Raw genomic sequence first — 26,403 nt, 5'->3', positions numbered from 1 at the left:
TCAAGATGCTGTGCCAAGTTGAACAACTCATCGAACCGGGCGACGCCAACGCCCCCGCGCCACAACCGGCGCAAGTGGCCTACCGCGAATACCTCGACGACGCGCCGGTGTCCCACGCGGCGCTGGCGGCGGAAATCGCTTTGGCCATCAGCTACAACGGCCTGAATCAGGCCGTGATGATGGTCTCGCCGGGCAACATCGAAGACTTCATTCGCGGCTTCAGCCTGAGCAACGCCATCGTCGACCGTCTCGACGATATCCACGACATCCGCCTGACCCATTTCGACCAGGCCTGCCAGGCCGACGTGCAGATTTCCAGCCGCTCGTTCTGGGCCCTGAAAGATCACCGGCGGCAGATGGCGGGCACCAGCGGCTGCGGCCTCTGCGGCGTGGAAGCCCTTGAGCAGGCGCTGCCACAACTGGAGATCCTGACCACGACACCCTTGCCACCTGCCGCACATTTCAACGGCATCCGTCAGCGCATCGAACAGGCCCAGCAACTGGCCCGCAGCAGCGGTGCCCTGCACGCGGCGTTGTACTTCGACGCACACGGCGAAGCGCTGCTGTGCCGCGAAGACATCGGCCGCCACAACGCCCTCGACAAACTGATCGGCGCCTTGCAATTCGAAGGCCTCGATGCGCGTCAGGGCTTCGTCGTGGTCACCAGCCGTTGCAGCCTCGAACTGATCCACAAAGCCGTGCGCGCCCGCCTCGGCACACTCGTCAGCCTGTCCGCACCCACCGCGCTGACCGTGCGCTGGGCACTCAAGCACCGCTTGAACCTGATCCACGTCCCGCACCGCAACGCCCCCCGAATCTACAGCCCGATCCAGGAGCCCACCGCATGAGCAACACCCTCACCCACCTCGACGATCAGGGCCGCGCCAACATGGTCGACGTCAGCGACAAAGCCGCGACCCGCCGCGAAGCCACTGCGCAAGCATGGGTGCAGATGCGCCCGGAAACCCTGCAAATGATCCAGTCCAACGGCCACCCCAAGGGCGATGTGTTCGCCGTGGCGCGGATCGCCGGGATTCAGGCCGCCAAGCGCACCCACGAGTTGATTCCGCTGTGCCACGCGCTGCTGCTCAGTTCGATCCACGTCGAGCTCAAGGCCTGCGAGCCGGACCGCGTGCAGATCACCAGCACCTGCCGCCTCACCGGCCAGACCGGCGTCGAACTCGAAGCCCTGACCGCCGCCAGCGTCGCCGCGCTGACCATCTATGACATGTGCAAAGCGGTGGACCGGGCGATGGTCATCGGCGACATCCGTCTGCTGAGCAAACAGGGCGGCCGCTCGGGCCACTTTCAATGGGAGAACCCGCAATGATTCTGATCAACTACTTCGCCAGCTACCGTGACCGGCTCAATCTGGGCGGTGAAAAGATACCGGCCAGCGACACCCTCGCTTGTGTCGAAGACGTGCGGCAGATGCTGATGCAGCGCGGCGATGTCTGGCGTGAAGTGCTCGGCGCCGGCAACCTGATGTGCGCGGTGAATCAGGAGCTGTGTCAGCCGGATCAGGTGATCGAGGATTTCGACGAGATCGCGTTTTTCCCGCCGGTCACGGGAGGTTAAGGCATGGGTGTTCGAGTCCAGCGTAAAGGCTTCGATGCCGGTCAGTTGATTGCCGACCTGCATGCGCGTAATCCACGGGTGGGCGCGGTGGTGAATTTCATTGGTTATGTGCGGGATCTGAACGTCGGGCAGTCGGTGACCGAGCTGTTTCTGGAGCACTATCCGGGCATGACCGAGAAGGCTCTGGAGCAGATCGCCGAACAGGCTCGCGAGCGGTGGCCGCTGATGGCGGTGGAGATTGTGCATCGGGTCGGCGCGCTGTCGGTGACCGAGCCGATCGTGTTCGTTGGCGTGAGCAGCAAGCATCGGCATGCGGCGTTCGAGGCCTGCGCGTTCATCATGGACGTGCTGAAGACCCGCGCGCCGTTCTGGAAGCGTGAGACTACGCCTGAGGGTTCGCATTGGGTCGAGGCGCGGGAGAGTGATCAGAATGCGGCGTTTCGCTGGAGTCTGGCGCATGCCTGACAGGGCTCTGTCGGCTGCAACAAAAGCCTGATTAGATAGCGGCTCCCGCCGATTCGAACGTGGAGCCGCACTTGAGCACAACGCCTCCTGAGGATTTGTCCCGTCCCCAGCCTGTCAGCCTGCGTCGGGCCTGGCCCTTCTGGCTGAAACTCGGCTGCATCGGCTTCGGTGGCCCCGCCGGCCAGATCGCGATCATGCACCAGGAACTGGTGGAGCGTCGGCGCTGGATCTCCGAGCGGCGCTTTCTGCATGCGCTAAACTACTGCATGTTGCTGCCCGGCCCCGAGGCCCAGCAACTGGCGACCTATATCGGCTGGCTGCTGCACCGCACCCGTGGCGGCGTGCTGGCCGGGGCGCTGTTTGTGTTGCCTTCGCTGCTGATCCTGATCGCTTTGTCCTGGGTGTACATCGCGTTCGGCGACGTGCCGGCGGTGGCCGGGGTGTTTTACGGGATCAAACCGGCGGTGACCGCGATCGTGTTGCATGCGGCCCATCGCATCGGCTCGCGAGCCTTGAAGAACAGCTGGCTGTGGGCGATTGCCGGGGCGGCGTTCGTGGCGATTTTTGCCTTCAACGTACCGTTTCCGCTGATCGTACTCGGCGCGGCATTGATCGGCTATTTCGGCGGACGCTGGGCGCCGCAGCGGTTCAGCAACGGCGGTCATCGCAGCAGCGAAAAGTCCTTCGGCCCGGCCCTGATCGATGACGACACCCCGCCACCCGAGCATGCGCGGTTCAGCCTGCCGAGGCTGCTGCGTCTGGTGCTGATCGGAGCGTTGCTGTGGTGTCTGCCGATGGCGCTGCTGACGGCGCTGTTCGGCTGGGGCGGGACCTTCACGCAAATGGGTTGGTTCTTCACCAAAGCGGCGCTGCTCACCTTCGGCGGTGCTTACGCTGTGCTGCCTTACGTGTATCAAGGCGCGGTCGGGCATTACGGCTGGCTGACGCCGACGCAGATGATCGACGGCCTGGCGTTGGGTGAAACCACGCCGGGGCCGCTGATCATGGTGGTGGCGTTTGTCGGGTTTGTCGGCGCTTACGTGCAACCGACGTTCGGCCCGGAACACGCGTTCGCCGCCGGTGCATTGGCCGCGACGCTGGTGACCTGGTTCACCTTCCTGCCCTCGTTCCTGTTCATCCTCGCCGGCGGACCGTTGGTGGAGTCGACGCACAACGAACTGAAGTTCACCGCACCGCTGACGGCGATCACGGCAGCGGTGGTCGGGGTGATCCTGAATCTGGCGTGTTTCTTTGCTTATCACGTGTTCTGGCCCAATGGTTTTGCCGGTCAGCCCGATGTTTTCTCGATCGTGCTTGCCCTCGTGGCCGCCCTCGCCCTGTTCTTTTTCAAGCGCGGCGTGATGGAGGTGTTGATCGTTTGCGCCCTTGTCGGGCTGGGGTTTTACCTGCTGCGCTGAACCGGGGTGCACGCCACCGCTCGCGGAATCAGGCGTTTACTTATCCGGGGATTCCCCCTTACTATCCAGCCACACCGGCATGGCGGGACTCTCCCGCCGCCGACGTTTTCCGCCAACGGAAACACGCGTCATGAGCACGTCACTACAACAATCAGAATCGTTGAACGTCTCTGCACTGTGCGCCCTCCTTCACAGGGGCCGCGCATGAATCGCATCGTCAATCTCCCCATGGCCCTGAGCCGCTCCAAGCTGCGTCACTCCGCACGCCCGCCGGATATCTGCCTGCCCGTCTGATCGCGCCGCTAAAAATCGCGACAGCCCCCCCTCTTTTTTCGATATCCCTGCCAGGACGCCCGCGCCTTTTGCCGCGCTGCGTCCGGCCCGAATCTGCGCGCCTGTGCGGCGCCATCGTGAGTGATTGATTATGAAATTCGCAGCCATTGAAGACGCCCGTAGTTTTCTCGAGCAGAACCCCGACATCGACATGATCGAACTGTTCATCCTCGACGCCAACGGCGTGCCGCGCGGCAAGCTGTTGCACCGCGAAGAACTGCTCGCCGTATACGAAAGCGGTCGCCCGCTGCCAAGCACCATCCTCGGCCTGACGGTGCACGGCGAGGACGTGGAAAACTCCGGTCTGGTCTGGGACGTCGGCGATATCGACTGCCGCGCCTACCCGCTGGAAGGCAGTCTGGTGCGTCTGCCGTGGCGGAAGATTCCGACCGCTGCGGTGCAGGTCAGCATGCACCCGGAACAAGGCATGCCGGCGAGCATTGCCGACCCGCGTCACCTGCTGATCAAGGTCATCGACCGCTTGAAAGCCGAGGGTTACCACCCGGTGATGGCCTGCGAGCTGGAGTTCTACCTGCTCGACGCCAAACGCGATCACAACGGTCGCCCGCAACCGGCGCTGGATGCCGACGGCGGTCGACCGAGGCACACGCAGGTCTACGGTTTGCGTGAGCTGGAACAGATCGAGCCGTTCCTCGCCGACCTCTACAGCGCCTGCAAACTGCACGGCATTCCCGCGCGCACGGCGATCTCGGAATACGCGCCGGGCCAGGTGGAAATCACCCTCGAACACGGCGATGCGCTGGAGGCGATGGACCAGGCCGTGCGCTACAAACGATTGGTCAAAGCCGTGGCGCACAAGCACGGGATGCAGGCGACCTTCATGGCCAAGCCGTTCGATCACCTGGCCGGCACCGGCATGCACATGCACGTCAGCCTCGCCGATGCCGAGGGGCGCAATCTGTTTGCCTCCGAAGATCCGGCGGGCACCCCGCTGCTGCGCACGGCGATTGGCGGAATGCTCGCCTCGTTGCTCGATTCGCTGCTGCTGTTCTGCCCGAACGCCAACTCCTACCGCCGCTTCCAGGCCAACAGCTACGCGCCGCTGGCGCCGACCTGGGGCGTCGACAACCGCACCGTCAGCCTGCGCGTGCCCGGCGGCCCGGCCAACACCCGACACATCGAACACCGCATCTGCGGCGCCGATGCCAACCCGTATCTGGCAGCGGCGGCGATCCTGGCGGGCATTCATCGCGGGATAAAAGAAGACATCGATCCGGGCGAACCGGTGCAGGGCAATGGCTATGCGCAGGCGAAGGAATTGCTGCCGACCGACTGGCTGACTTCGCTCACAGCACTGGAAAATTCGGGGTGGGCACGGGATGCGCTGGGGCAGGAGTTTCTCGGGGTGTATCTGGCAGTGAAACGCGCGGAATACCGGCAGTTCATGGCCGAAGTGGGCGAGCAGGACTGGCGCTGGTACCTCACAGAAGCCTGATAAATCACTCCGCCCCCTTGTGGGAGCGGGCTTGCCCGCGAAGGCGTCGTCACATTCCACACTTCAGGTGACTGACACATCGCTTTCGCGAGCAAGCCCGCTCCCACAGGGTCCGTGCACCGACTCCCGAATCTGGATACTGAAATGACTCAACGCAGCAACTCCTACTACACCGCGACCCTCAACCGCGACACCGACTACCCGACGCTGCAAGGCCGACACAAAGTCGATGTGGTGATCATCGGCGGCGGTTTCACCGGCGTCGCCACCGCCGTCGAGCTGGCCGAAAAAGGCCTGAAAGTCGCCATCGTCGAAAGCCACAAGATCGGCTGGGGCGCCACCGGGCGCAATGGCGGTCAGGTCACCGGCAGCCTGTCCGGCGACGGTGCGATGCGCAAACAGATGCGCAATACATTGGGCGATGAGGTCGACGATTTCATCTGGCACCTGCGCTGGCGCGGCCACGAAATCATCAAGCAGCGGGTCGAGAAATACGCCATCGATTGCGACCTCAAGCACGGCCATTTGCACGCCGCCTACAAGCCGAGCCACATGGCCGGCTTGCGCAGCGACTACGACGAAGCCGTGCGTCGCGGCATGGGTGATGAAGTCAGCCTGCTAGACCGCAGCCAGGTGCGCGACCTGCTGCAAAGCGAGCTCTATCACGGCGCAATCAAGAACACCCGCAACATGCACCTGCACCCGCTCAACCTGTGCATCGGCGAAGCGCGGGCGGCGGAAAGTCTCGGCGCGCTGATCTTCGAAAACAGTGAAGTGCTGGAGATCATTCACGGCGACAACCCGGGCGTGCGCACCGCCCACGGCCGGATAGACGCCAACCAGGTGCTGCTGGCGGGCGACGTCTATCACAAACTCGAACCAGGCCAGCTCAAGGGCAAGATCTTCCCGGCCATGGGCGGCATCGTCACCACCGAACCGCTGGGCGATCTGGCCAAGCAGATCAACCCTGAAGACCTGGCCGTTTACGACTGCCGCTTCGTCCTCGACTACTACCGCCTCACCGCTGACGGTCGCCTGCTGTTCGGCGGCGGCGCCAACTACAGCGGCAAGGATTCACGGGACATCGCCGGCGAATTGCGCCCGTGCATCGAACAGACCTTCCCGGCGCTCAAAGGGGTGAAGATCGATTACCAGTGGAGCTGCGCGATGGGCATCGTCATCAACCGCATCCCGCAACTGGGCAAGCTCTCGGACAACGTCTGGTATTGCCAGGGCTACTCCGGCCACGGCATCGCCACGACCCACATCATGGGCGAGATCATGAGCCGGGCGATCACCGGGCAGATGCAGCAGTTCGACACGTTTGCCGCGTGCTCGCACATTCGCGTGCCGATGGGCGATCTGCTGGGGAACCCGATGCTGGCGGCGGGCATGTGGTACTACCAGATGCTGGAAAAACTGCGCTGATTAATCCCTCAGCCGCATGCCGGTTTATGCATTGGGGCGACTGGCCTCTTCGCGGGCAAGCCCGCTCCCACAGGGTTTGGGGTGTACCTGAGTTTTGAGTACGCCTCGGACACTGTGGGAGCGAGCTTGCTCGCGAAGAGGCCTTTAAATTCACCACAAAATCTCAGTCGGGTAACTGCTCGACCTCAATCCCCAACCGCCGATAATCCTCGACACTCCCCGACGCCACATGCCGCTCGGTGATCAGCGTGTGCAAGCGCTCGCACGACGCCACCACAAACGGTTCTACCGCCCCGAGCTTGTCCGCCGTGGTCACGGCAATCACCCGCGCCGCACAGTCGAGCAGCGCCTGCTTGACCGGCACTTCATCGAAATGCAGCGAGGTGATGCCCACCTCCGGATGAATCGCGCAGACCCCGGTGATCGCCAGATCAGCCTTGATCCCCGACAACAGCCGCAACGCCTCGTGACCGCCAGCCGACATGGTTTTCGGGTTCAACTGCCCGCCCGCCAGAATCACTTTGATGCCCGGATATTCGGACAACGCGATCGCCGTCATTGGCGACGCCGTGACCGCCGTGAGGCTGATGTCTCTGGGCAACGAGCGCGCCACCTGCAACGAGGTGGAACCGGAGTCGAACATCACCGTCTGCCCGTTCCGCACCTGCTGCGCCGCCAATTGCGCCAGACGAATCTTCACCTCGTCGATCTCGTCCAGCCGGGTGAAGTAGTCCTTGCCGGTGTCCTTGGGCCTCGGCAGCGCGCCGCCGTGCACCCGCTGCACCAGTCCGGCGTTGTCCAGTTCGGCCAGATCGCGGCGGATGGTGTCTTCGGACACCGCAAAATGCTGGCTCAACTCGGACGCCATGACCTTGCCGTCACGTTCAAGGATCAGAAGAATTTTCTGCCGGCGCAGGGAGGGAAGCTCGGAAGCGGAATGATCGTGCATGATTTTGCCTGTTTGTGCTTTTAATTGCAGGTTTGCGCGAGCTTAGCCAAGCAAACCTGCAAACACAACGCCGGTATCAATGGCTTCGATCATTGGAATCACGAAGCCGAATTTTTTCTTTTGACCCGCCCCCGGCAGAATGGCCCCACTTTCAAAAGGACCAGGATGAACACCCCATGAACCTCAATTTCGCTTTTGCCTGCATGGTCGTCGTATCGTTTGCCATCGCGCTCGGGCACGCCTGATCAAAATCAAGGCTCACTTGGCGATCATTCCACCACCACCCGCGCCTTGCGCACGAACAGCGCATGCACCTTGTCCCAGAAATTGCCGCCCAGCACGAAAAAGCTGCCGACGAACATCAAGTCGCCCAGCGCCTGCATCTGCCAGAGGTTGGGCCGCACGCCTGGGAAGAAGTTGTCGAAATACGGTTCCAGGAAGGACGACAGCAGCGGCAGGCAGAACATCACCACGCCGATCTTGTGGCGCATCGGACTGACTTCGGCCACCGGGGTCGGGATCACGCCGGAAATATAGTGGCCGATCGTGCGCTTGAGTTCAGCGAACCCGGCCTTGCCCATCACCGCGATCACCAGCAGCAACAGCACTTTATTGCTGATGAACAACACCCCGGTCAGCGCCGCGACTTTCGAGCCCGGCACGTCGAGGGCAGCGGCAATCGGCACCATCAGCCACGAACCGAGCATCAGGCAGATGATTGCCACACCGACCTTGAAACGCCAGCTGGCGCTGGTGGGGGCAAGCGGTTCTTGAGCAGTGTCCATGGCTTCCTACCTTTTCGTCGGGGGCGGTTCAGGGGAGTTCGCCTGAAAAAGCGTAGCAGCTGATTGCTTCGATCAACCCGCAATCTGCGGTCTATGCTCCAGTGACATTTCCCGCTGGGGCCTCCCGGTATGCCTGCAACGCCAGCCCTGCTGATCCGTCCCGGCCACCTGCTGCTGCTCGGTGTGCTGAGCCTTGGCGGCTGCCTGCGGCTGGGCCCGGATTTCCAGCCGCCGGCGGAGGACTGGAGCAAGCATTGGCAAAGTCCGGCGCTGGAGCAGGCCAGCGAACGCGGCACGCTGCCGGACCTGCGCCAGTGGTGGCAGGTATTTTCCGATCCGGTGCTAGACCGCTTGATCAGCGACGCCGAAGCCCGCAACAGCAGCCTGAAGATCGCCGGCCTGCGGGTCCTCGAAGCCCGCGCGCAACTGGGCATCGCCGACAGCGGTCGCTACCCGCAACTGCAACAGGCCAGCGCCGACAGCCTGTACATCGACCGCCACCAGTCCGGCGGCAGCAATCCGCAGGACTTGCACTTCTGGCAGCACAGCGCCGCATTCGATGTCGGCTGGGAGCTGGACTTCTGGGGTCGCTTCAGCCGCGCCATCGAGTCCGCCGACGCCAGTTACTTCGCCGCCCAGGCCAACTACGAAGACGCCCTCGTACTGCTGCGCGCTCAAGTGGCTGACACCTACTTTGCCCTGCGTACCACCGAAGCCCGGCTGCGGGTCGCCCGGGAAAACGCCGCCCAGCAAAAACGCAATTTCGAGATCACCGAAAAACTCTTTCGCAGCGGCCAGACCGCCGAACTCGACCTGCAACAGGCCAGAACCCAGTACCTCGGCACCCTGAGCAGCATTCCGGCGTTCGAAGACCAATTGTTGCGCACCCGCAATGCGCTGGCGGTGCTGGTCGGCCAGCCGCCCGGTGGCGCGGCGTTTCTGGCGGAGCAACCGGGGCTGATTCCGCTGGTGGATCGTGCCGTGTTGCAGGACGTCCCGGCCAACCTGCTGTTGCGCCGCCCCGATGTGCGCGCGGCGGAGCTGAACGTCGCCGCGCAATCGGCGCTGGTCGGCGTGGCCGAGACCGATCTGTATCCCTCGCTGACCTTGCTCGGCAGCATCGTCTGGTCCAGCGACACCCTCGGCGCCACCCCGCGCAGCCTCGATCTGATCGGCGGCCCGAGCCTGCGCTGGAACCTGTTCGATTACGGCCGCATCCACAACAACATCCGCGTGCAGGATGCGCGGTTGCAGCAACTGATCGAGGCCTATCGCGACAAGGTCCGCCAGGCTGCCCGCGAGGCCGACGACGCCGCCAGCGGCCTGACCAAAGCGCTGGAACGCGAGCGCATTCTCGGCGAGGCCGAAGGCGCGGCGCGACGTTCGCTGGTGCTGGCCAACACTCAATATCGCGAAGGCTATTCGGACTTTCAGCGGGTGCTCGACGCCCAGCGTGCGTTGCTGGAGCTACAGGACAACTATCTGGTCAGTCGCAGCAACGCCGTGAGCAATCTGATCGCCCTGTACCGCGCCGTCGGCGGCGGCTGGCAAAGCGCCGGGCCGCAGATAGATTCAGCGACCCGGCAACAAATGCAGCAGCGCACCGATTGGGGCGATCTGCTGACCGCCCCGCCGCCCCAACCGACCTATCCGATTCCCTCGCAGGTAGACCGCCATGAGTGATGAAGCGCCGCCGGATCCGGCGAAAAAAGGCATCCGCTGGGTGCTGCTGGTGATTGTGCTGAGCCTGGTCTGGTATCTGCTGGCCGACCGCTTTACGCCGTATACCCAACAGGCGCGGGTCGGCGCATTCGTGATTCCGGTGGCCTCGGAAGTCGCGGGTCGGGTGATCAAGGTCAACGTGCGTAACAATCAGGACGTGCAGGCCGGCGACATCCTCTTCGAGCTCGATCCGCAGCCGCTGCAGATCGCCGTCGACCGGGCCCGTGCCGATCTGGAAAACACCCGGCGTACGGTCGGCGCCAGCACCGCCGGCATCGCGTCGGCCCAGGCGTCGTTGCGGGCCGCGCAAGCCAATGAACTCAAGGCGCGCCAGGACAATCGGCGGCTGGAAGGCTTGTATAAAGAAGATCCGGGCACGGTGTCCGTAAGGCTTCTGGAAGTGTCCCGGGCCAACCACGAAGCGGCGGTCAGCAAGGTCGCCGCCGCCAAGGCCGAAGTGCTGCGCGCGCAGGAGCAGGAAGGCGGCAACACCGACACCAACGCCAAACTGCTCAGCGCCGCCGCCACACTGGCGAAGGCCGAACTGGATCTGGCCAACACCCGCATCGGCGCGCGTTCAGCGGGGCTGATCACCGACCTGCGCACCGACGTCGGCCAGTTCGCCGCTGCCGGCAGTCCGGTGATGACGCTGATCACGATCCAGGACGTGTGGGTCAGCGCCGACCTCACCGAAAACAACCTCGGCCGGATCAAGCCCGGCACGCCGGTGTCGATCATCCTCGACGCCCTGCCCGGCGAAGTGCTCGACGGCCGGGTGCGCAGCGTCGGTTATGGCGTCAGCGTCGGCCAGACGCCGCCGCCCGGCACCCTGCCGACGATCCAGAACAGCCGCGACTGGCTGCGTCCGGCCCAGCGTTTTCCGGTGATCATCGAGTTCAGCGAAGAGGCGAAAAAGCGCCTGTTCGAGAGTCGTTCGATTCGCGCCGGCGGGCAGGCGGAAGTTATGGCGTTTCCCAGCGAAGGCAATCTGCTCAATCCGCTGGGGCGGGTGTTTGTCTGGCTGATGAGCTGGCTGAGCTATGCCTACTGAGCGGCCTATTGAACGCAGCGTCCCGGCGCAACGGGCCTTACGCCTGGCCTGCGGCACGGCGCTGTGCACCGCCGCCAGTTACGGCCTCGCCTTGCCGCTGTCGTTTTTGTCGCCGGTGCTCGCGGTGTTGCTGCTGGCCAGCATGCCCCGGCCGTTGCCGGTGAAAATGGCGCTGGTGCTGACGTTGGTCGCCGCGTTCACCACCAGTCTCGGCCTGTTGCTGGTGCCGTTGCTGCGTTATTACCCGGTGTGCGGCGTGCTGCTGATCGGTGTCGGGCTGTTTCTGGTGTTCACCTACGGCTTGCGCGGCGGCAACGTGCTGATCATGACGTTTCTGGTGATCGGCATGACCATGATCTCCGCCGCTGGCTTCGCCTCATTCGAGCTGGCCATGGCGGTGATCGGCGCGCTGGTCAAAGGCCTGTTGCTGGCTGTCGTCATCGTCGGTCTGAGCCACGTCCTGTTCCCGGAACCCGTCAACAGCCCCGCGCCACCACCCGCTCCCGCCCTGCCAGCCGAAGACGTGCCCCGCGTAGCGATGCGCGCAACGCTGATCGTGTTGCCGACCTTCCTGCTGGTGCTGATCGACCCGGCGAGCTACCTGCCGATCATCCTCAAGGCCGTCAGCCTCGGCCAGCAGAGCACCACCACCCGCACCCACCATGCCGGTCGTGAACTGCTCGGCTCGACCTTGCTCGGCGGGCTGCTGGCGGTGCTGTTCTGGTGCGCGTTGAGCCTGTTCGTGCACCTGTGGATGTTCTTCCTGTGGATGCTGCTGTTCGGGCTTTTTATGGCACGCAAACTCTATCGGCTGCACCCGACGCAACTGACGCCGGGGTTCTGGCTCAACACCCTGATCACCATGATCATCCTGCTCGGCCAGTCCGTTGAGGACAGCGCGGCGGGCAAGGACGTCTACACCGCGTTTGCGGTGCGCATGGGCTTGTTCATTCTGGTGACGCTCTACTGCGGCGTGATGATGCACCTGCTCGTGGCGCACCGGGAAAGCCGTCAGGGCGTGACCTGATAACCCCGCCCTTGCAGGCAACCGGTGTAGGCGCTTGAACTGGCTGAAGCATCGGTCCGCCGCTGCTCACGCCGATCCTGCCGCTGCCGCGCACCACCGACCACCGCACCGGCGGCAGCCGTCTCTTTGGCTCGGTTCTGGCGGTAATCCTGCTTGCGGTCATCGTCTACGGCTTCGTAGAACTCGTCGTGTTGACGACCACGCACTTCAGCGGCAGTAGCGCCGGCAGCGGCTCCCACTGCGGCGCCCTTCAACCGACCGCCGGCCTGGGGTGTCGAGGTGGTTGAGGTGGACGCGATGGAGTGGCAGTCGTTGATGTCGATCTGGGTTTGCTGGGAAGTCTGGCCCTTGAGCGGGACGACGGATTCAGCGCTGGCCTGTGTGGCGCACAGGCACGCTGCGATGAACAGTGAATGGCGGAACATGATGACCTCCGACGCGGCGGGGTTGCCTGTGGGGCGGGGTAATCTGGGAGTGTAGTTCACGGGGCGCAAAGCCCGTGTTCAAGCGTCCTCCCGCACCCGCCGAACCTGCAACAGCAACGCCGGCGCGAAGTGCAGCACCACCATTCGCGCCAGATGGTGAGTCAGGATAAACACCACATTCAGCCCGCCGGCGAACGCCACAATCGCAATGGTTTCGATGGCCCCCGGCATGTACGCAAGCCACAGCGACAACGCATCGCTGCCCAGCAACCGTGCCGCCGCCAATGCAAAAACCGCCGCGACCAGAATCATCAAACCCACCGACACCAATGCCGTGCGGCCATGACGTCCCAGTTCCGCGAGGCTCAATCCCTGGAATCGGGAGCCGATCCGCACACCCAGGATCAGCGCCGCCAGATTCAGACTCCAGTCCGGCATGTGGAAGCCCTGCAGCCATCCTGATTTCACGAACACGGCGGTGATGATGATTGCCGTCAACATGAACGGCGCCGGCACGCCAACAACCAGCAGTAAACGCCCGACCACCACGCTCAAACCGACCAACGACAGCACGGTCAGCGCCATGCCCGTCGACAGCGGACCAACTTCGGCCGCCGCAACCGGTGCAGTTCCGGGAATCAGCAAACTCACCAGCACCGTGATCAGCAGCAGCCGCATCAAGTGCACGATGATCACCTTGCTCGACGCCTGATGCGATTCCAGCAAATCGAACACCGCTGCCAACGCCCCGGGATACACGGCCAGCAAGGCATCCGTGCGATTCCACCCCGCCCCGCGCGACAGCCACCAAGCGGCCAGCGCCACTTGCACTGCCAGGCACAGCAGCAACACGCCGAGGCTCGGCAACATCGTCGAGACAGTCGCACTGTCCCACGCTTCGAACATCAGCCCGGTGGCGATGCCCAGCGTGACCTGGATGTAGCCCAGGCCATAGGGCGTCGCTGGCGCGAATTTGAATTTGGTGACGACCAGTGCCGTCACAAGAATCGAGCCCAACAGCAAACCGTGGGGCACGCCTTCGGACTGCAACAGCGCGCCGAAGCCTGCAGCAATCAACAAACACAGAATGGATTTCATGGTCGCCTTCCTGGCTATTCAATTTGAGTTACGCGCGCAACCGTCCAATCGCCCGCCGATATTTTTCGATCCGCTCCAGATCCTCCCAACTCGGCGAGGCAATCCGTGACAGGTCGCTGTTCTCTTCCAGATCCGCCAGCTTCACCACCCGCCCGATCGGGTTCTGCGCCGCACGCTCGACGAAGTCCTCGTAGGTTTCGCCGGGCACTTTTGTCACTGATTCGATGGCTGACAAAACGGCTTCGCTGAAGCCTTCCTTGCGCAAATCCTCAAGGCTGATGCCGCAGTCCTCGACCACATCGTGCAGCACCGCGACGATGCGTTCTTCCAGGCTGCTCATGCGCAACATGACCTTCAGCGAATGCAAAATGTACGGCGCACCGCCCTTGTCCACCTGCCCCGCGTGGGCTGTGGTAGCAATCGCGATGGCGCGTTCCAGTGTCTGAGTCATGGGGGTTTCCTCGGGTCAGACGCCGTACCGGCCGCCAATATAGAAGTGGCGCTTGAACCAGCGCCCAATCGCCTGCAAACGCCCGGCTGGCTGCGCCGGCTCGGCGTAGCGCTGGAGGATCAGCGAGACCAGATCAGCCTGACTCTCCCTCGGATGAGCATCCAGCAACTCGACCACCCAGGCACATCCGGCCTTCTTCAGATGCTCACGCCATTCACCGGGCCAGCCATCCAGCTCATCCAGCGCCAACCACCGCGCACCACCCTGCTCGACATGCCCGCCGCCGATCGATTGCTCGAAGCAGAACGGGGTAGCCGGTCGGGACAGGTCGATGCTGAAGATGTAGATGTCCTGGGTTTTGTGCTGCGGCGTGGGGGCGTTGTTGCGGCTGCCGATGTGAATCATGCGCGGTTCCGTCCGTGGGAGAGGCGTTACAACTTGTTTCAGCGCCTACCTTCTGCGATCAGCCAAGTCATTGCAAATCAAAAAAACGATTGGATTGACTGCCTCCGCTTCCAGACGCCCACAAAAAAGGGACACCGATGGGTGTCCCTTTCTGTGCTCGGAATTGGCTGGTCGATCAATGTTTCATGGCTTCACACTGATTGCGCAAGTCCGAATCCCGGATGCTCGAACAAGTGCTGCCCTTTTTCGCCTCACAAAATGCACGCTGATCGCTGTCATGGATGCTGGAGCAAGTACTGCCTTTTTCAGCCTCACACGTTGCCCGCAAATCCGAGTCCCGAATGCTCGAACACGTGCTGCCCTTTTTCGCCTCGCAGTAAGCGCGCTGGTCGCTGTCGCGAATGCTCGAACAGGTACTGCCCTTCTCCGCTTCGCAGGACGCACGCAAATCACTGTCCCGAATCGAGGAGCAAGTACTGCCTTCCTGCGTGGCCTGGCAATAGTTGCGTTGATCGCTGTCACTGATGCTGGAACAACTGGCAAACGTGTAACCGCTGAACATCAACAACATCGCAAAAATCAGTTTCATCTCACACTTCCTTGGCTTGCCAGGAAACAGCCTGGTACTGGTTGATCCAGGTCACACACAAATCATCGCTTCATGGCTTCGCACTGGTTGCGCAGATCCATGTTGTTGATACTTCCGCAGCTACCGCCCTTCCTCGCCTCGCACAGTGCGCGTTGGTCCATGTCATTGATAGTTCCGCAAGTGCCGCCGTGCGTCTCTGCATCGCATGCCGCGCGCATATCCATGTTGTTGATCGTCCCGCAACTGCCACCCCGGGCTCTGGCTTCGCAATAAGCGCGCATGTCCATATCGTTGATGGTGCCGCAGCTGCCGCCGCTCCTCTGCGATTCGCAGGACGCACGCAGATCCATATTGCTGATCCGCCCACAGGTACCGCCGTTCGTACCCTCGCAATAGGCCCGCTGATCAGGGTCACTGATGCTGCCGCAACCGGCGAACGCATAACCGCTGAACATCAACAACATCGCAAGAATCAGTTTCATCTCACACTTCCTTGGCTTGCCAGGAAACAGCCTGGTACTGGTTGATCCGTTCAAATGAGCGTCGCGACACGCCATCAAATTGACATCGTTTTTGAGGAAAGTTCCGGAGCGGGGATGGGGGCTGGATTTTGGGATCTGAAAAACGCGTAGGAAATGACTACGCGTGATCAGGGAGCTTGTTCTCACGGGGCTGAGAAGCGGTTCCAAACCCGGCAAGTCATTTTCCCTGATACTTCGCAGCTCTTGATTTACGGCGGTTTCGCCGCTGACCGGGAGCAAAATCGCTGGCCACACGTGGTGATTTCACGTCCTACAAGCCGATTGCGACGGTGGGGGTCGGTGCCTAGAGTGGGTCTGTCTCCAAACGAATTTGGCGATAGGGTTTCGCAGCCCTTAAGATTGACACCCTGTTCCGTCTGGCACGGCCGACTCCCGGCTGCGCAAATTTTATGGCGGTTATGCGTGGGAGACCTTCGGGTCTGCCGGGTCTTGGTGTTAATCCTCCGGTCTGCGAACCCGCGCATAGCTGCCACCCATTTTGTTTCGCAGCAGAACGGTGGCAATTCTTCTCAACAAAGGATTAACACCATGACGACTCCGAAACCCATGCGCCACTGCGCGAACATGTCACATCCAGCTACCGATCCCCCCGTCCTGCTCATCGATGCTGACGCCCCGCTGCGCGACCTCCATGCTTGTGCCAGTGAGCGCCTTAACGCCGTTCTCAAATACCTGGATCTGATGGCCTGCATCCGCCTCCCCGACCATGCCGAGCACGACATAAACACCGTTACCACTATCGCTAGGATCATGGTGCAGGATGTGAGGGATGTGCTTCGACTGATTGAAATACGAAATTTTTGATCCATAAATGTAAAGGAATCCTACTCATTAGCTATATAGAAAAGCCGCGGGTGCGGCTTTTTTTCTCTAAACCTTTGAGCTAGTACGATCTGGTACAAAAGTTTGTAAAAGTCTCCCTCCTGTTCCGACTTTGGTCTCCCCCCTCTTCCACTGACAAAAACTTAGTGGCACTCTGACACCAGATATACAAGCCAGCAGCGCGAAAGGGTCTATATCACCCAGCAAAATGGCACCAAAGCAGCTAAAAATAGAAAGGATTCATCATGGAAAAGTCGCTTTTCTCTCTTCTCTTCTTCAGCTCTTTCATCCGCTCAGCCGCAACCATCCTCAATTTAATGGGATTAAATGGTTCCAAAGCAAACAAGTCCTTAACTTCATCACAGCAACGGTGAAATTGAGTCCTGCATAAAAATCGACATATGCAGCTACGGAGCAACTTGAATACTAGACGAGAAATTTTTAATCCAAAAACAACACACCCCAAACCAAAAAATACAACTAAAATACAGAAATTATTGAGAACCACAAAATGGATATACCCTACGAGTTAAAGGAAGCTTTAGAAAAAGACAAACTAGTCATTTTTATAGGATCAGGACTTTCACGCTCAGTGGGCTATCCAACTTGGGCCCAATTAATTAAGGATATGCTTTCAGACAACAGCGAGAGAATAAATAACGCACCAACATACATAGAAATATTAAACACAGGAATAATGGAGCCTTTGGCCGTCCTAGAAAAACTAAAAACCGACTATAAAAAAATAATATATGAACACTTCGAAAAAACCCTTAGCCCTGTACTCGAAAGCACAATACACAAAAAAATAACAATTCTATCAAAAAAAATAATAACAACTAATTACGATAAGATTATTGAGAGCAACTGTACAAATCCGACAATCATTGACAACACCAGCAACTTCAACCTGTCAAAACTTGACACCCTTGAAAATTATGTACTAAAAATCCATGGAGATATATCTAGAGTTGACAGCTGCATTATATTCACAAGCGACTACGAAAATCTTTACAAGCACGATACTTTAGCAAAGTACCAGCTTGAGAAAATATTCTCCAACTATACATGCTTATTTTTAGGCTTTAGCTTTAACGACCCTTACGTATCAACATTATTCAATAGAATTTCGTCACTTTATGGGAGCTATGGGCCTACTCATTATTTACTAACAGCCCACCCTTTGACGCTTGACGGAATAAAATGCATAAAAATTGAGAGTCACGATCAGACTGAGAGCTATGTAGACTTACTCATTGAACATAAAAAAAACCTTTCGGACAACGTAAGAAAACCGCAATCTCAATCTCTACCAGAAGAATACAAAAACGAATTCCAACTAAAAAATGAAGGTACCGACATCCCACCAAAAGTAGAATACTGGGTGGGTAGAGAGCACGAGTTAAAGTCACTTGGCATCGACTCAAATTTTAAAGTTATTTTTATTACCGGGTTTGGAGGCCAAGGAAAATCCTCTTTAGCTGCTTATTACAGCGAAGCATGCGAAGCAGAGAGCTTGTATGAAATAATTGACTGGCGAGATTTCAAAGAGGAAGAGCATAATTTTGATATAAAAATATCGAGCCTAATAGAAAAAATATCAAAAAAAGAAACACCCATCACTTCACTCTTAGGACTAGACACAGATACTCTGCTAGCAATTTTTTTTGAAAAACTCGGCGAGAAGAGATGTCTATTTGTTTTTGACAACGTCGACTCCTACATAGACTTGGAAACCTTTGAGCCAATTAGCTCGATCGGCAAACTATTTAATCTTGCTTTGCAAAACCCGCACAATTCAAAATTCATATTCACTTGTAGACCTTTTATTCACTACGCCGGAGTAAACTTCTTCCAGCTTAAACTTTCCGGCCTAACTTTAGACAATGTCGTAAACTTATTTACATCTGCGAAAATCTCCATTTCGCCCAGTACATTATCAGATCTCGCAATTCGGGCTCACAAATTGACTGGAGGCCACGCTTTATGGGTTTCACTGATACTTGCGCAGGCTAAAAGAGGTCAGCGAAATGTTGAGGATTTCTTAAAAAATATAGAAAACAAAAATATCGTTGAATCATCAGAAAGTTCCATTCTTTCGAAGCGAATTCTTCGGGAAATATGGGAATCTCTTAACGAAAAGCAAAAAACGCTATTAAGAACACTCGCCGAGTCAATAACATCAGAAAGCGAAGATGAAATATCCAAAGTAATCCGTAGCGAATTGAACTTTAACCAATTCTCTAAGGCCTTGCGAACTCTTAAAGATCTACATTTAATAGTTACAAAGGGCGCAGAAAATTTTATCGAGCTCCACCCTTTAGTTAAAGAATTTATAAAATCTAACTTCCCCACACAGGAGCAGCGAAAATTCATATCTCTATTTATAAGCCACTACGACCAATTCATTTTACTATTAAGACCTCGACTAAGCCAAATTCTAAGCCTAGATGAATTCAAAACCTGGTCAAACAAGATCGAACTCCATACAAACAACGGCGAGTTCGGCGAGGCTATAAGCTGCCTAATAGAAATACACCAACCCATAAAAAGATCTGGTTATACCGAAGAGTACGTAAGACTCGCCTGCTATTTTCTTGAAAAGATAGACTGGAAGAAAAACATAACTAGCAGACCAGATAACTTCTTAGACTTTTTCAACCATGCAATATCATCAATTACAGAGCACGGAGATATCGCATCTGCAAAAAAATATATAGATAACTTGGAAAAAATCACAACCTCAAAGAACAGCGAATACATACTTATTCTATCGGCAAAAACCTACCTACACTGGTTAAACGGAGAGTTTGATTTAGCAATAAAATTCGGAGAGCAAGCAGATTACTTGATAAGCAAAACAGGAGAACAAGATAAGTGGAATGCACGCCACCGTTTAAACCTTACCTACAGAGACTCTAACAACTCCCAACTTGTGGATAAGTCCTTAGCTTTCTTCCTAAATGGATATCCAATTGATGAAATCATCTCCAACAACACATTGAACAACGAACTTTCATATTCACTCTATGGAAATGTTGGTCGCTGCCTACATCTTCAAAATAGACACTCAGAAGCCTTGAACTGCTATGCCAAGTCCATCAAATTAATAAGCGACGGCTCGTTCTCGGATGTGAATCTAAACAAAGGCTATGGATTTAGCTGGATTGGAGACACTTTGTCAGAACTGAATCGCGAAGAATCCATCTATTTCTATCGTCACGCATATGAAAACTGGACAAAGTGCTCACCACCACTTGCCAACAAGCTAAAAAACAGAATAGCAAACCTCCCTCAATCCACATCTTACCTATCAACCGAATCACTGGCAGAGTGGAAAATAGAAAAATACTGCACGGAATGGTGTAAAAAACAAATACCATCCATATACTAAACTTCGCCCCCCTGCCGCAAAAAAAACAACCCGACTTATTTTTTTATAATTCGGGTTGTTTTAATTAAATATTAAGCTTGAACAATTACAAATCTAAACTTATCAAACGACTAATATTTATCAAAAATTCGCCGGCGTATTCGCACTAATAATCTCCGCCTCATCCGCCCCGATATTCCGGAACTTATGCGGCAGCGTCGTCGGAAAATAATACCCATCCCCCGCACTCAACACGCTCACCTGCCCATCCACTGTCAACTCGACCGTGCCGCGCGTCACCAACCCACACTCCTCACCTTCCGCGTGAACAATCGGCTCTTCCCCGGAACTCGCGCCCGGCGCGTATTGCTCGCGCAGCAAGCGCATCTGGCGGCTCGGAACGGAGGCGCCGATCAGGAGCAGGCGCAGGCCGTGGCGGCCGAGGTCGGGTTGTTCGTTGGCGCGGAAGACGTATTGGTGTTCGCGAGGGGGCTGGTCGAAGGTGAAGAAGTCGGCCAGGGACATCGGGATGCCTTCGAGCAGCTTTTTCAGTGAGCTGACGGAAGGACTGACACGATTCTGTTCGATCAGGGAGATGGTGGCATTGGTCACGCCGCTACGCCGGGCCAGCTCGCGCTGGGAGAGTTTGTAGCTTTCGCGTACTAGTTTGAGTCGAGAACCCGTATCCATGACAGCCTTATGTGAGAACGACTTAAGGGTAATGGGGGTGGGTGGCGGGTGCCGCGCAGGTCGCGCGGATCACGTTGCTCCCGTGTCCCGGAACCGTGAAAGGCGGCTATTAAATCACGTTTGTCGGTGTTGCTCAGCAGGTTCGATGGACGGTGGGTGAAAAGAGCCTGCTGGAGGTAATTGCGGGTCAGGCACAAGACCTGTGGGAGCGAGCTTGCTCGCGAATGGGCGGCACATTCAACATCCCTTTTGCTGAAAGGCCGCTTTCGCGAGCAAGCTCGCTCCCACAGGGTTTGTGGTGTTGCGAGTCATGTGAAAAAACCGGCGGCGCCTGTGCGGGGCCACCGCCGGGGAGGTAACTCAGATGCCGAAACGGTCGCGCAGCGAGTAGTACACGGCGCCGAGAGCAGTCAACGGCGCGGAGAAAGTGCGGCCGCCAAGCATTGGCATGTGTGGCAGGGAGGCGAAGGCGTCGAAGCGTTCGGCGTCGCCGCGGATCATTTCCGAGATCAGTTTGCCGGCCAGGTGCGAGCACGTGACGCCGTGGCCGCTGTAGCCCTGCATGTAGTAGGCGTTTTTCTCGATGCGGCCGAATTGCGGCATGCGGGACATGGTCAGCAGGAAGTTGCCGGTCCAACGGTAGTCGATTTTCACGTCCTTGAGCTGCGGGAAGGTCTTGAGGATCTTCGGGCGGATCAGGGTTTCGATGTCGTCCGGTTCACGGGCGCCGTAGACCACGCCGCCACCGTAGAGCAGACGGTTGTCGGCGGTGAGGCGGTAGTAGTCGAGCAGGTAGTTGCAGTCTTCGACGCAGTAGTTGTTGGTGATCAGGCTGCGGGCCTGTTTTTCGGTCAACGGTTCGGTGACGCAGATCTGCGAGCCGCACGGCATGCTCTTGGCGGTCACGCGGTTGTCGAGGCCTTGCGGCAGGTAGGCGTTGCCGGCGATCAGCAGGTACTTGGCGCGGATCTGGCCTTTGGCAGTGCGCACGACGTTGGGCTCGCCGTATTTGATTTCCACGGCAGCGGACTGCTCGTAAATCTTGCCGCCCAGACGCACGATGGCCGCGGCTTCGCCGAGGGCCAGGTTCAGCGGGTGGATGTGGCCGCCCTGCATGTCCAGCAGACCGCCGACGTAGGCGTCGGAGCCGACTTCGCGGCGGATGTCCGCAGCGTCGAGCATCTTCAGGTTTTTATTGCCGTAACGTTCCCAGCTACGTTTTTGTTCGGCCAGGCCCTTGAGCTGTTTGTTGTTCATCGCCGCGAAAATGCCGCCCGGGCGGTAGTCGCATTTGATGTCATATTCCTTGATGCGCGAACGAATGATGTCGGCGCCTTCGAAGATCATGCTGCCGAGGATTTCGGCGGTCTTGTCGCCGTAGCGCGCTTCGATCACGTCGACGTCGCGGCTGTAGGAGTTGACCAGTTGACCGCCGTTGCGACCGCTGGCGCCGTAGCCGACTTTCGCCGCTTCCAGCACCGTCACCTTGTAGCCGGCTTCGCTCAGGAACAGCGCCGAGGACAGGCCGGTGTAGCCGGCGCCGATGATGCAGACATCGCACTCCACCGACTCTTCGAGGATCGGGAAATCGATCACTTCGTTGCGGGTGGCGGCGTAGTAGCTGTTCACGTGTTGTTGTTTCATTTTTTTATTCTCCGAGGGTCGCCGGTTGCAGGCGACCACCGCTGTAAAAGAGTCAGAGCTTGATCCAGGTCGCTTTCAGCTCGGTGTACTTGTCGAACGCGTGCAGCGATTTGTCGCGACCGTTGCCCGACTGCTTGAAGCCACCGAACGGCGCGGTCATGTCGCCGCCGTCGTACTGGTTGACCCACACGCTGCCGGCGCGCAGGCCACGGGCGAAGGTGTGGGCCTTGCTCAGGTTGCTGGTCCAGACCCCGGCGGCGAGGCCGAAGATGCTGTCGTTGGCGATGTGCAGCGCTTCTTCAACGGTGTCGAAGGTGATCAGCGACAGCACCGGGCCGAAGATTTCTTCCTTGGCGATGGTCATGGCGTTGGTCACGCCGTCGAAAATCGTTGGCTCGATGTAGGTGCCGCCGGTTTCTTCGAGGGTGCGATGACCGCCGGCGATCAGTTCGGCGCCCTGTTCCCGACCGATGCTGATGTAACGCAGCACGTTGTCCAGTTGACGCTGATCGACCACGGCGCCGACGGTGGTTGCAGGATCGAGCGCGTGACCCGGTTTCCACGCTTGCAGCGCTTCCACCAGCAGCGGGATGAATTGCTCGCGGATCGAACGCTCCACCAGCAGGCGCGAACCGGCGGTGCAGACTTCGCCCTGGTTGAACGCAATGGCGCCGGCCGCCGCTTGTGCTGCCGCGCGCAAGTCCGGTGCGTCGGCAAACACCACGTTCGGGCTCTTGCCCCCTGCTTCGAGCCAGACGCGTTTCATGTTGCTTTGGCCGGCATAAATCATCAGTTGCTTGGCAATCGCCGTGGAGCCGGTGAAGGCCAGTACGTCGACGTCCATGTGCAGCGCCAGCGCCTTGCCAACGTTGTGGCCGAAGCCTGGCAGGACGTTGAACACGCCTTTCGGAATCCCGGCATCCAGCGCCAGTTGTGCGATGCGGATCGCGGTCAGCGGGGATTTTTCCGAAGGTTTGAGGATGAACGAGTTACCCGCCGCCAGCGCCGGGGCGAATTTCCAGCTGGCCATGATCAGCGGGAAGTTCCACGGGACGATGGCCACGACTACGCCGGATGGCTCGCGAGTGACCAGACCGAGTTGATCGTGCGGGGTGGCGGCAACTTCGTCGTAGATCTTGTCGATCGCTTCGGCGCTCCAGCGAATCGCGTTGGCGGTCGCCGGGATGTCGATGCTCATCGAGTCGCTGATCGGTTTGCCCATGTCGAGGGTTTCGAGCAGCGCCAGTTCTTCCTGGTGTTGCAGGATCAGATCGGCGAAGCGGATCAGGATGCGCTTGCGCTCGGCCGGGGCCTTGTTCGCCCACACGCCGGAGTTGAAGGATTGGCGCGCGGCTTCAACGGCCAGATTGGCGTCGGCTTCATCGGTGCTGGCAACGGAGGCCAGGAAACGGCCGTCGACGGGGCTCAGGCATTCGAAGGTTTCGCCGCTGATGGCCGGGCGGTATTCGCCGTTGATGAAGGCACGGGATTCGAGGGTCAGGGACTGGAAGCGTTGTTCCCAGTCGTTGCGGGTCATGGTCATGGGGGGTGACTCACACATAAGAATTAGTGACCGATATCCCTGTGGGGGCGACGGTGCGACGATTCGACTTGCTCGCGAATACGGTGGGTCAGTCACCTTCAATGTTGAAGGTGATGGCCTCTTCGCGGGCAAGCCTGCTCCCACAGGGTTTTGCGGTGTTAGCGAGATCGCGCTTGAGCGTCAGACGGTATGCAGATACCAGTTGTACTCAAGGTCAGAGATCGAGTTTTCAAACTCGGCCAGCTCGCTTTCCTTGCACGCGACGAACACGTCGATGTACATCGGGTCGATGTAGCGGGCCATGACTTCGCTGTCGTCCAGCTCACGCAGGGCATCGCGCAGGTTGTTCGGCAGGCTCTGTTCGTTCTGCTCGTAGCTGTTGCCTTCGACCGGGGCGCCCGGCTCGATTTCGTTGGTCAGGCCGTGGTGGATACCGGCCAGCACGGAAGCCATCAGCAGGTACGGGTTGGCGTCGGCACCGGCGACACGGTGCTCGATGCGCACGGCGTCCGGCGAACCGGTCGGCACGCGGACGGCCACGGTACGGTTGTCGATGCCCCAGCTTGGCGAGTTCGGCACGTAGAACTGTGCGCCGAAGCGGCGGTACGAGTTGACGTTCGGGCACAGGAAAGCCATTTGCGCAGGCAGGGTCTCCAGCACACCGCCGATCGCGTGGCGTAGCGCGGCGTTCTGCTCGGGATCCTCGCTGGCGAAGATGTTGTTGCCTTCTTTGTCCAGGATCGAAATGTGCACGTGCAGACCGTTGCCCGCCTGGCCCGGATACGGCTTGGCCATGAAGGTGGTGTCCATCTCGTGGTCGTAGGCGATGTTTTTCACCAGACGCTTGAGCAGGACGGCGTAGTCGCACGCCTTGATCGGGTCGGACACGTGGTGCAGGTTGACTTCGAACTGCGCCGGGGCGCTTTCCTTGACGATGGCGTCGGCAGGAATGCCCTGCTCTTTCGCGCCTTCGAGGATGTCTTGCAGGCAGTCAACGTACTCGTCGAGGTCGTCGATCAGGTAAACCTGAGTCGACACCGGACGCTTGCCCGACACCGGCGAACGCGGCGATTGCGGACGGCCGTTCACGTTGTCCTGGTCGATCAGGTAGAACTCGAGTTCGAACGCGGCGCAGATGGTCAGGCCCATTTCGTCGAACTTGCGCACCACGTTGGCCAGCACTTCACGCGGGTCGGCGAAGAACGGCTCGCCTTCCAGTTCGTGCATGGTCATCAGCAGTTGTGCGGTCGGGCGCTTCTGCCAGGGCTCGATGCTCAGGGTGCCGGGGATCGGGTAGCAGATACGGTCGGAGTCGCCGATGTCCAGGCCCAGACCGGTGCTTTCCACCGTGGAGCCGTTGATGTCGAGGGCGAAGAGCGAGGCCGGCAGATTGATGCCTTTCTCGTAAACCTTATGAAGACTGGTGCGCTCGATGCGCTTGCCGCGCACCACACCGTTCATGTCTGCAATCAGAAGGTCGACGTACAAAACCTCAGGATGTTTCTTAAGGAATGCGTTTGCTTCGTTGAGTTGAACGGCACGCAGAGGGACCGACATGATGCACCTATTTAGCTGTTAATTATTATGTTCACTGCTGTTTCGCCGAGCCAGTCAACCCGAACGGCAAAGTGAAGTCAATAGCGAACACAGGGCCGCTCAGCGTTTATTTTTCGGGCTTTTTTTAACACTCACGTGCCAATGCAGGCGCCAGAGCCCCGGTCTTGATGAAGATTTGATGAACGGCGTTTAGAATTTTTTACATGGGAGTTGTTAATTAAAATCAACGAGGCTAAGCTCCGGAAAAGCTCGTTCAAGTGTCAAACTTCGAGGTGAATAAAAATGGCATTCAAGCCATTGATCGGCGTTACTGCGTGCGTCAAACAGATTGGCCTGCACCCCTATCACATCAGCGGCGACAAATACGTTCGCGCTGTCAGCGTTGCGGCGCTGGGGTTGCCCGTCGTCATTCCTTCCCTTGGCAAACTGACTGAAATCGAAGACCTGCTGGGTCAGCTCGACGGTCTGTTGCTGACCGGATCGCCGTCCAACGTGGAACCCTTCCACTATCAGGGCCCGGACAGCGCTCCCGGCACGGATCACGATCCGGCGCGGGATGCCACTACCCTTCCTCTATTGCGTGCAGCCATCGCGGCGGGCGTTCCGGTACTCGGCATCTGCCGGGGCTTCCAGGAAATGAACGTGGCGTTCGGCGGCAGCCTGCACCAGAAGGTGCATGAGCTGCCGGGCATGCTCGATCACCGCGAAGCCGACAGCCCGGATGTCGCCGTGCAGTACGCCCCGGCCCATACCGTGACGGTGCTGGCCGGTGGCGTGTTCGAAGCGCTGGAGCTGCCGAACGAATTCCAGGTCAACTCGATTCACAGTCAGGGCATCGACCGCCTCGCTCCCGGCCTGCGCGCCGAAGCCGTGGCGCCGGACGGCCTGATCGAGGCGGTCTCGGTGGAGCACAGCCCGACCTTCGCCCTCGGCGTGCAATGGCATCCGGAATGGCAAGTGCTGGACAACCCGAACTACCTGCGGATTTTCCAGGCATTCGGCGAGGCCTGCCGCCAGCGTGCGGCGCGACGCAACCAGCGCTGACGCCACCC

Annotated in this window: 25 protein-coding genes; 13 read left to right on the top strand and 12 right to left on the bottom strand. The window is 58.9% G+C overall.

Annotation, left to right across the window (positions count from 1 at the left end):
• Positions 1-5: 5 nt before the first annotated feature.
• From fdhD to AC1Q9F_RS17620, 7 genes are all read left to right on the top strand, one after another.
• Positions 6-848, top strand: a complete 843-nt coding sequence (gene fdhD, locus AC1Q9F_RS17650; RefSeq protein WP_492620478.1) for a formate dehydrogenase accessory sulfurtransferase FdhD — start codon at positions 6-8, stop codon at positions 846-848.
• Positions 845-1,330: a cyclic pyranopterin monophosphate synthase MoaC gene (gene moaC / locus AC1Q9F_RS17645; RefSeq protein WP_039770876.1), complete on the top strand. Its 486-nt coding sequence runs from the start codon at positions 845-847 to the stop codon at positions 1,328-1,330. The genes fdhD and moaC overlap by 4 nt, the downstream gene beginning before the upstream one ends.
• A complete protein-coding gene (locus tag AC1Q9F_RS17640) occupies positions 1,327-1,578 on the top strand; it encodes a MoaD/ThiS family protein (protein WP_064595439.1) in 252 nt (83 codons plus the stop codon). Before moaC ends, AC1Q9F_RS17640 begins: the two co-directional genes overlap by 4 nt.
• 3 nt (positions 1,579-1,581) lie before the next feature.
• Complete coding sequence (gene moaE / locus AC1Q9F_RS17635; RefSeq protein WP_492620477.1) at positions 1,582-2,043, top strand: molybdopterin synthase catalytic subunit MoaE; 462 nt, start codon at positions 1,582-1,584, stop codon at positions 2,041-2,043.
• Between the two features lie 71 nt (positions 2,044-2,114).
• Positions 2,115-3,461, top strand: coding sequence for a chromate efflux transporter (chrA, locus tag AC1Q9F_RS17630; protein WP_492620476.1), 1,347 nt, complete (start codon positions 2,115-2,117; stop codon positions 3,459-3,461).
• A gap of 424 nt (positions 3,462-3,885) precedes the next feature.
• The gene (locus tag AC1Q9F_RS17625; protein WP_492620475.1) at positions 3,886-5,250 is read left to right on the top strand and encodes a glutamine synthetase family protein; all 1,365 of its coding nucleotides are present in this window, start codon (positions 3,886-3,888) and stop codon (positions 5,248-5,250) included.
• Positions 5,251-5,394: 144 nt separating this feature from the next.
• Positions 5,395-6,678 carry an NAD(P)/FAD-dependent oxidoreductase gene (locus tag AC1Q9F_RS17620; RefSeq protein WP_492620474.1) on the top strand — a complete coding sequence of 428 codons (1,284 nt, stop codon included), beginning with the start codon at positions 5,395-5,397 and terminating at the stop codon, positions 6,676-6,678.
• 163 nt (positions 6,679-6,841) lie between these two features.
• Here the strand turns inward: AC1Q9F_RS17620 and AC1Q9F_RS17615 are convergent, their stop codons facing one another.
• Both AC1Q9F_RS17615 and AC1Q9F_RS17610 read right to left on the bottom strand, forming a co-directional pair.
• Complete coding sequence (locus AC1Q9F_RS17615; RefSeq protein WP_492620473.1) at positions 6,842-7,627, bottom strand: DeoR/GlpR family DNA-binding transcription regulator; 786 nt, start codon at positions 7,625-7,627, stop codon at positions 6,842-6,844.
• A 269-nt stretch (positions 7,628-7,896) separates the two neighbouring features.
• Positions 7,897-8,412: a transporter suffix domain-containing protein gene (locus AC1Q9F_RS17610; RefSeq protein ID WP_007957055.1), complete on the bottom strand. Its 516-nt coding sequence runs from the start codon at positions 8,410-8,412 to the stop codon at positions 7,897-7,899.
• A 129-nt stretch (positions 8,413-8,541) separates the two neighbouring features.
• Here AC1Q9F_RS17610 and AC1Q9F_RS17605 point away from each other — a divergent pair, with 129 nt between their 5' ends.
• From AC1Q9F_RS17605 to AC1Q9F_RS17595, 3 genes are read left to right on the top strand one after another with little or no spacing between them, the layout of a single operon-like run.
• Positions 8,542-10,095: a TolC family protein gene (locus AC1Q9F_RS17605; RefSeq protein WP_492620472.1), complete on the top strand. Its 1,554-nt coding sequence runs from the start codon at positions 8,542-8,544 to the stop codon at positions 10,093-10,095.
• Positions 10,088-11,185, top strand: coding sequence for an HlyD family secretion protein (locus AC1Q9F_RS17600; RefSeq protein WP_492620471.1), 1,098 nt, complete (start codon positions 10,088-10,090; stop codon positions 11,183-11,185). The genes AC1Q9F_RS17605 and AC1Q9F_RS17600 overlap by 8 nt, the downstream gene beginning before the upstream one ends.
• Positions 11,175-12,212, top strand: a complete 1,038-nt coding sequence (locus AC1Q9F_RS17595) for a DUF2955 domain-containing protein (protein ID WP_492620470.1) — start codon at positions 11,175-11,177, stop codon at positions 12,210-12,212. The genes AC1Q9F_RS17600 and AC1Q9F_RS17595 overlap by 11 nt, the downstream gene beginning before the upstream one ends.
• Here the strand turns inward: AC1Q9F_RS17595 and AC1Q9F_RS17590 are convergent.
• From AC1Q9F_RS17590 to AC1Q9F_RS17565, 6 genes are all read right to left on the bottom strand, one after another.
• Positions 12,197-12,637 carry a YMGG-like glycine zipper-containing protein gene (locus AC1Q9F_RS17590; protein WP_007957067.1) on the bottom strand — a complete coding sequence of 147 codons (441 nt, stop codon included), beginning with the start codon at positions 12,635-12,637 and terminating at the stop codon, positions 12,197-12,199. The two genes, AC1Q9F_RS17595 and AC1Q9F_RS17590, sit on opposite strands and share 16 nt — an antisense overlap.
• Before the next feature lie 78 nt (positions 12,638-12,715).
• Entirely contained in the window at positions 12,716-13,735 is a 1,020-nt protein-coding gene (locus AC1Q9F_RS17585; RefSeq protein ID WP_492620469.1) for an AbrB family transcriptional regulator, read from the bottom strand.
• A 28-nt stretch (positions 13,736-13,763) separates the two neighbouring features.
• Positions 13,764-14,186 (bottom strand): HD domain-containing protein, encoded by a 423-nt coding sequence (locus AC1Q9F_RS17580; protein ID WP_492620468.1) that lies wholly within the window; start codon positions 14,184-14,186, stop codon positions 13,764-13,766.
• 15 nt (positions 14,187-14,201) lie between these two features.
• On the bottom strand, positions 14,202-14,591 hold the full coding sequence (locus AC1Q9F_RS17575; RefSeq protein ID WP_492620467.1) for a hypothetical protein: 390 nt from the start codon (positions 14,589-14,591) through the stop codon (positions 14,202-14,204).
• 175 nt (positions 14,592-14,766) lie between these two features.
• The gene (locus tag AC1Q9F_RS17570) at positions 14,767-15,180 is read right to left on the bottom strand and encodes a hypothetical protein (RefSeq protein ID WP_207985748.1); all 414 of its coding nucleotides are present in this window, start codon (positions 15,178-15,180) and stop codon (positions 14,767-14,769) included.
• Positions 15,181-15,242: 62 nt separating this feature from the next.
• Positions 15,243-15,662: a hypothetical protein gene (locus AC1Q9F_RS17565; protein WP_169429851.1), complete on the bottom strand. Its 420-nt coding sequence runs from the start codon at positions 15,660-15,662 to the stop codon at positions 15,243-15,245.
• A gap of 588 nt (positions 15,663-16,250) precedes the next feature.
• On the opposite strand from AC1Q9F_RS17565, the gene AC1Q9F_RS17560 reads away from it, so the two are divergent.
• Both AC1Q9F_RS17560 and AC1Q9F_RS17555 read left to right on the top strand, forming a co-directional pair.
• Entirely contained in the window at positions 16,251-16,526 is a 276-nt protein-coding gene (locus tag AC1Q9F_RS17560; protein WP_492620466.1) for a fructose-bisphosphate aldolase, read from the top strand.
• Positions 16,527-17,055: 529 nt separating this feature from the next.
• Positions 17,056-19,938, top strand: coding sequence for an SIR2 family protein (locus AC1Q9F_RS17555; protein WP_492620465.1), 2,883 nt, complete (start codon positions 17,056-17,058; stop codon positions 19,936-19,938).
• Between the two features lie 120 nt (positions 19,939-20,058).
• Here AC1Q9F_RS17555 and AC1Q9F_RS17550 read toward each other — a convergent pair whose 3' ends face one another.
• The 4 genes from AC1Q9F_RS17550 to AC1Q9F_RS17535 all read right to left on the bottom strand — a co-directional run bounded on the left by AC1Q9F_RS17550 (position 20,059) and on the right by AC1Q9F_RS17535 (position 25,351).
• A complete protein-coding gene (locus tag AC1Q9F_RS17550) occupies positions 20,059-20,607 on the bottom strand; it encodes a cupin domain-containing protein (RefSeq protein WP_011333561.1) in 549 nt (182 codons plus the stop codon).
• A 360-nt stretch (positions 20,608-20,967) separates the two neighbouring features.
• Positions 20,968-22,251 carry an NAD(P)/FAD-dependent oxidoreductase gene (locus AC1Q9F_RS17545; RefSeq protein ID WP_492620464.1) on the bottom strand — a complete coding sequence of 428 codons (1,284 nt, stop codon included), beginning with the start codon at positions 22,249-22,251 and terminating at the stop codon, positions 20,968-20,970.
• A 52-nt stretch (positions 22,252-22,303) separates the two neighbouring features.
• Positions 22,304-23,794, bottom strand: coding sequence for an aldehyde dehydrogenase (locus AC1Q9F_RS17540; protein ID WP_492620463.1), 1,491 nt, complete (start codon positions 23,792-23,794; stop codon positions 22,304-22,306).
• A gap of 180 nt (positions 23,795-23,974) precedes the next feature.
• Positions 23,975-25,351, bottom strand: a complete 1,377-nt coding sequence (locus AC1Q9F_RS17535) for a glutamine synthetase family protein (protein WP_007957099.1) — start codon at positions 25,349-25,351, stop codon at positions 23,975-23,977.
• 282 nt (positions 25,352-25,633) lie between these two features.
• Between AC1Q9F_RS17535 and AC1Q9F_RS17530 the strand changes: the two genes are divergently transcribed.
• Entirely contained in the window at positions 25,634-26,395 is a 762-nt protein-coding gene (locus tag AC1Q9F_RS17530) for a gamma-glutamyl-gamma-aminobutyrate hydrolase family protein (protein ID WP_492620462.1), read from the top strand.
• Positions 26,396-26,403 lie beyond the last annotated feature (8 nt).

This window comes from Pseudomonas sp. GW823-FHT04A03 (assembly GCF_058796615.1).
This window is presented reverse-complemented; position numbering and strand designations above follow the sequence as displayed.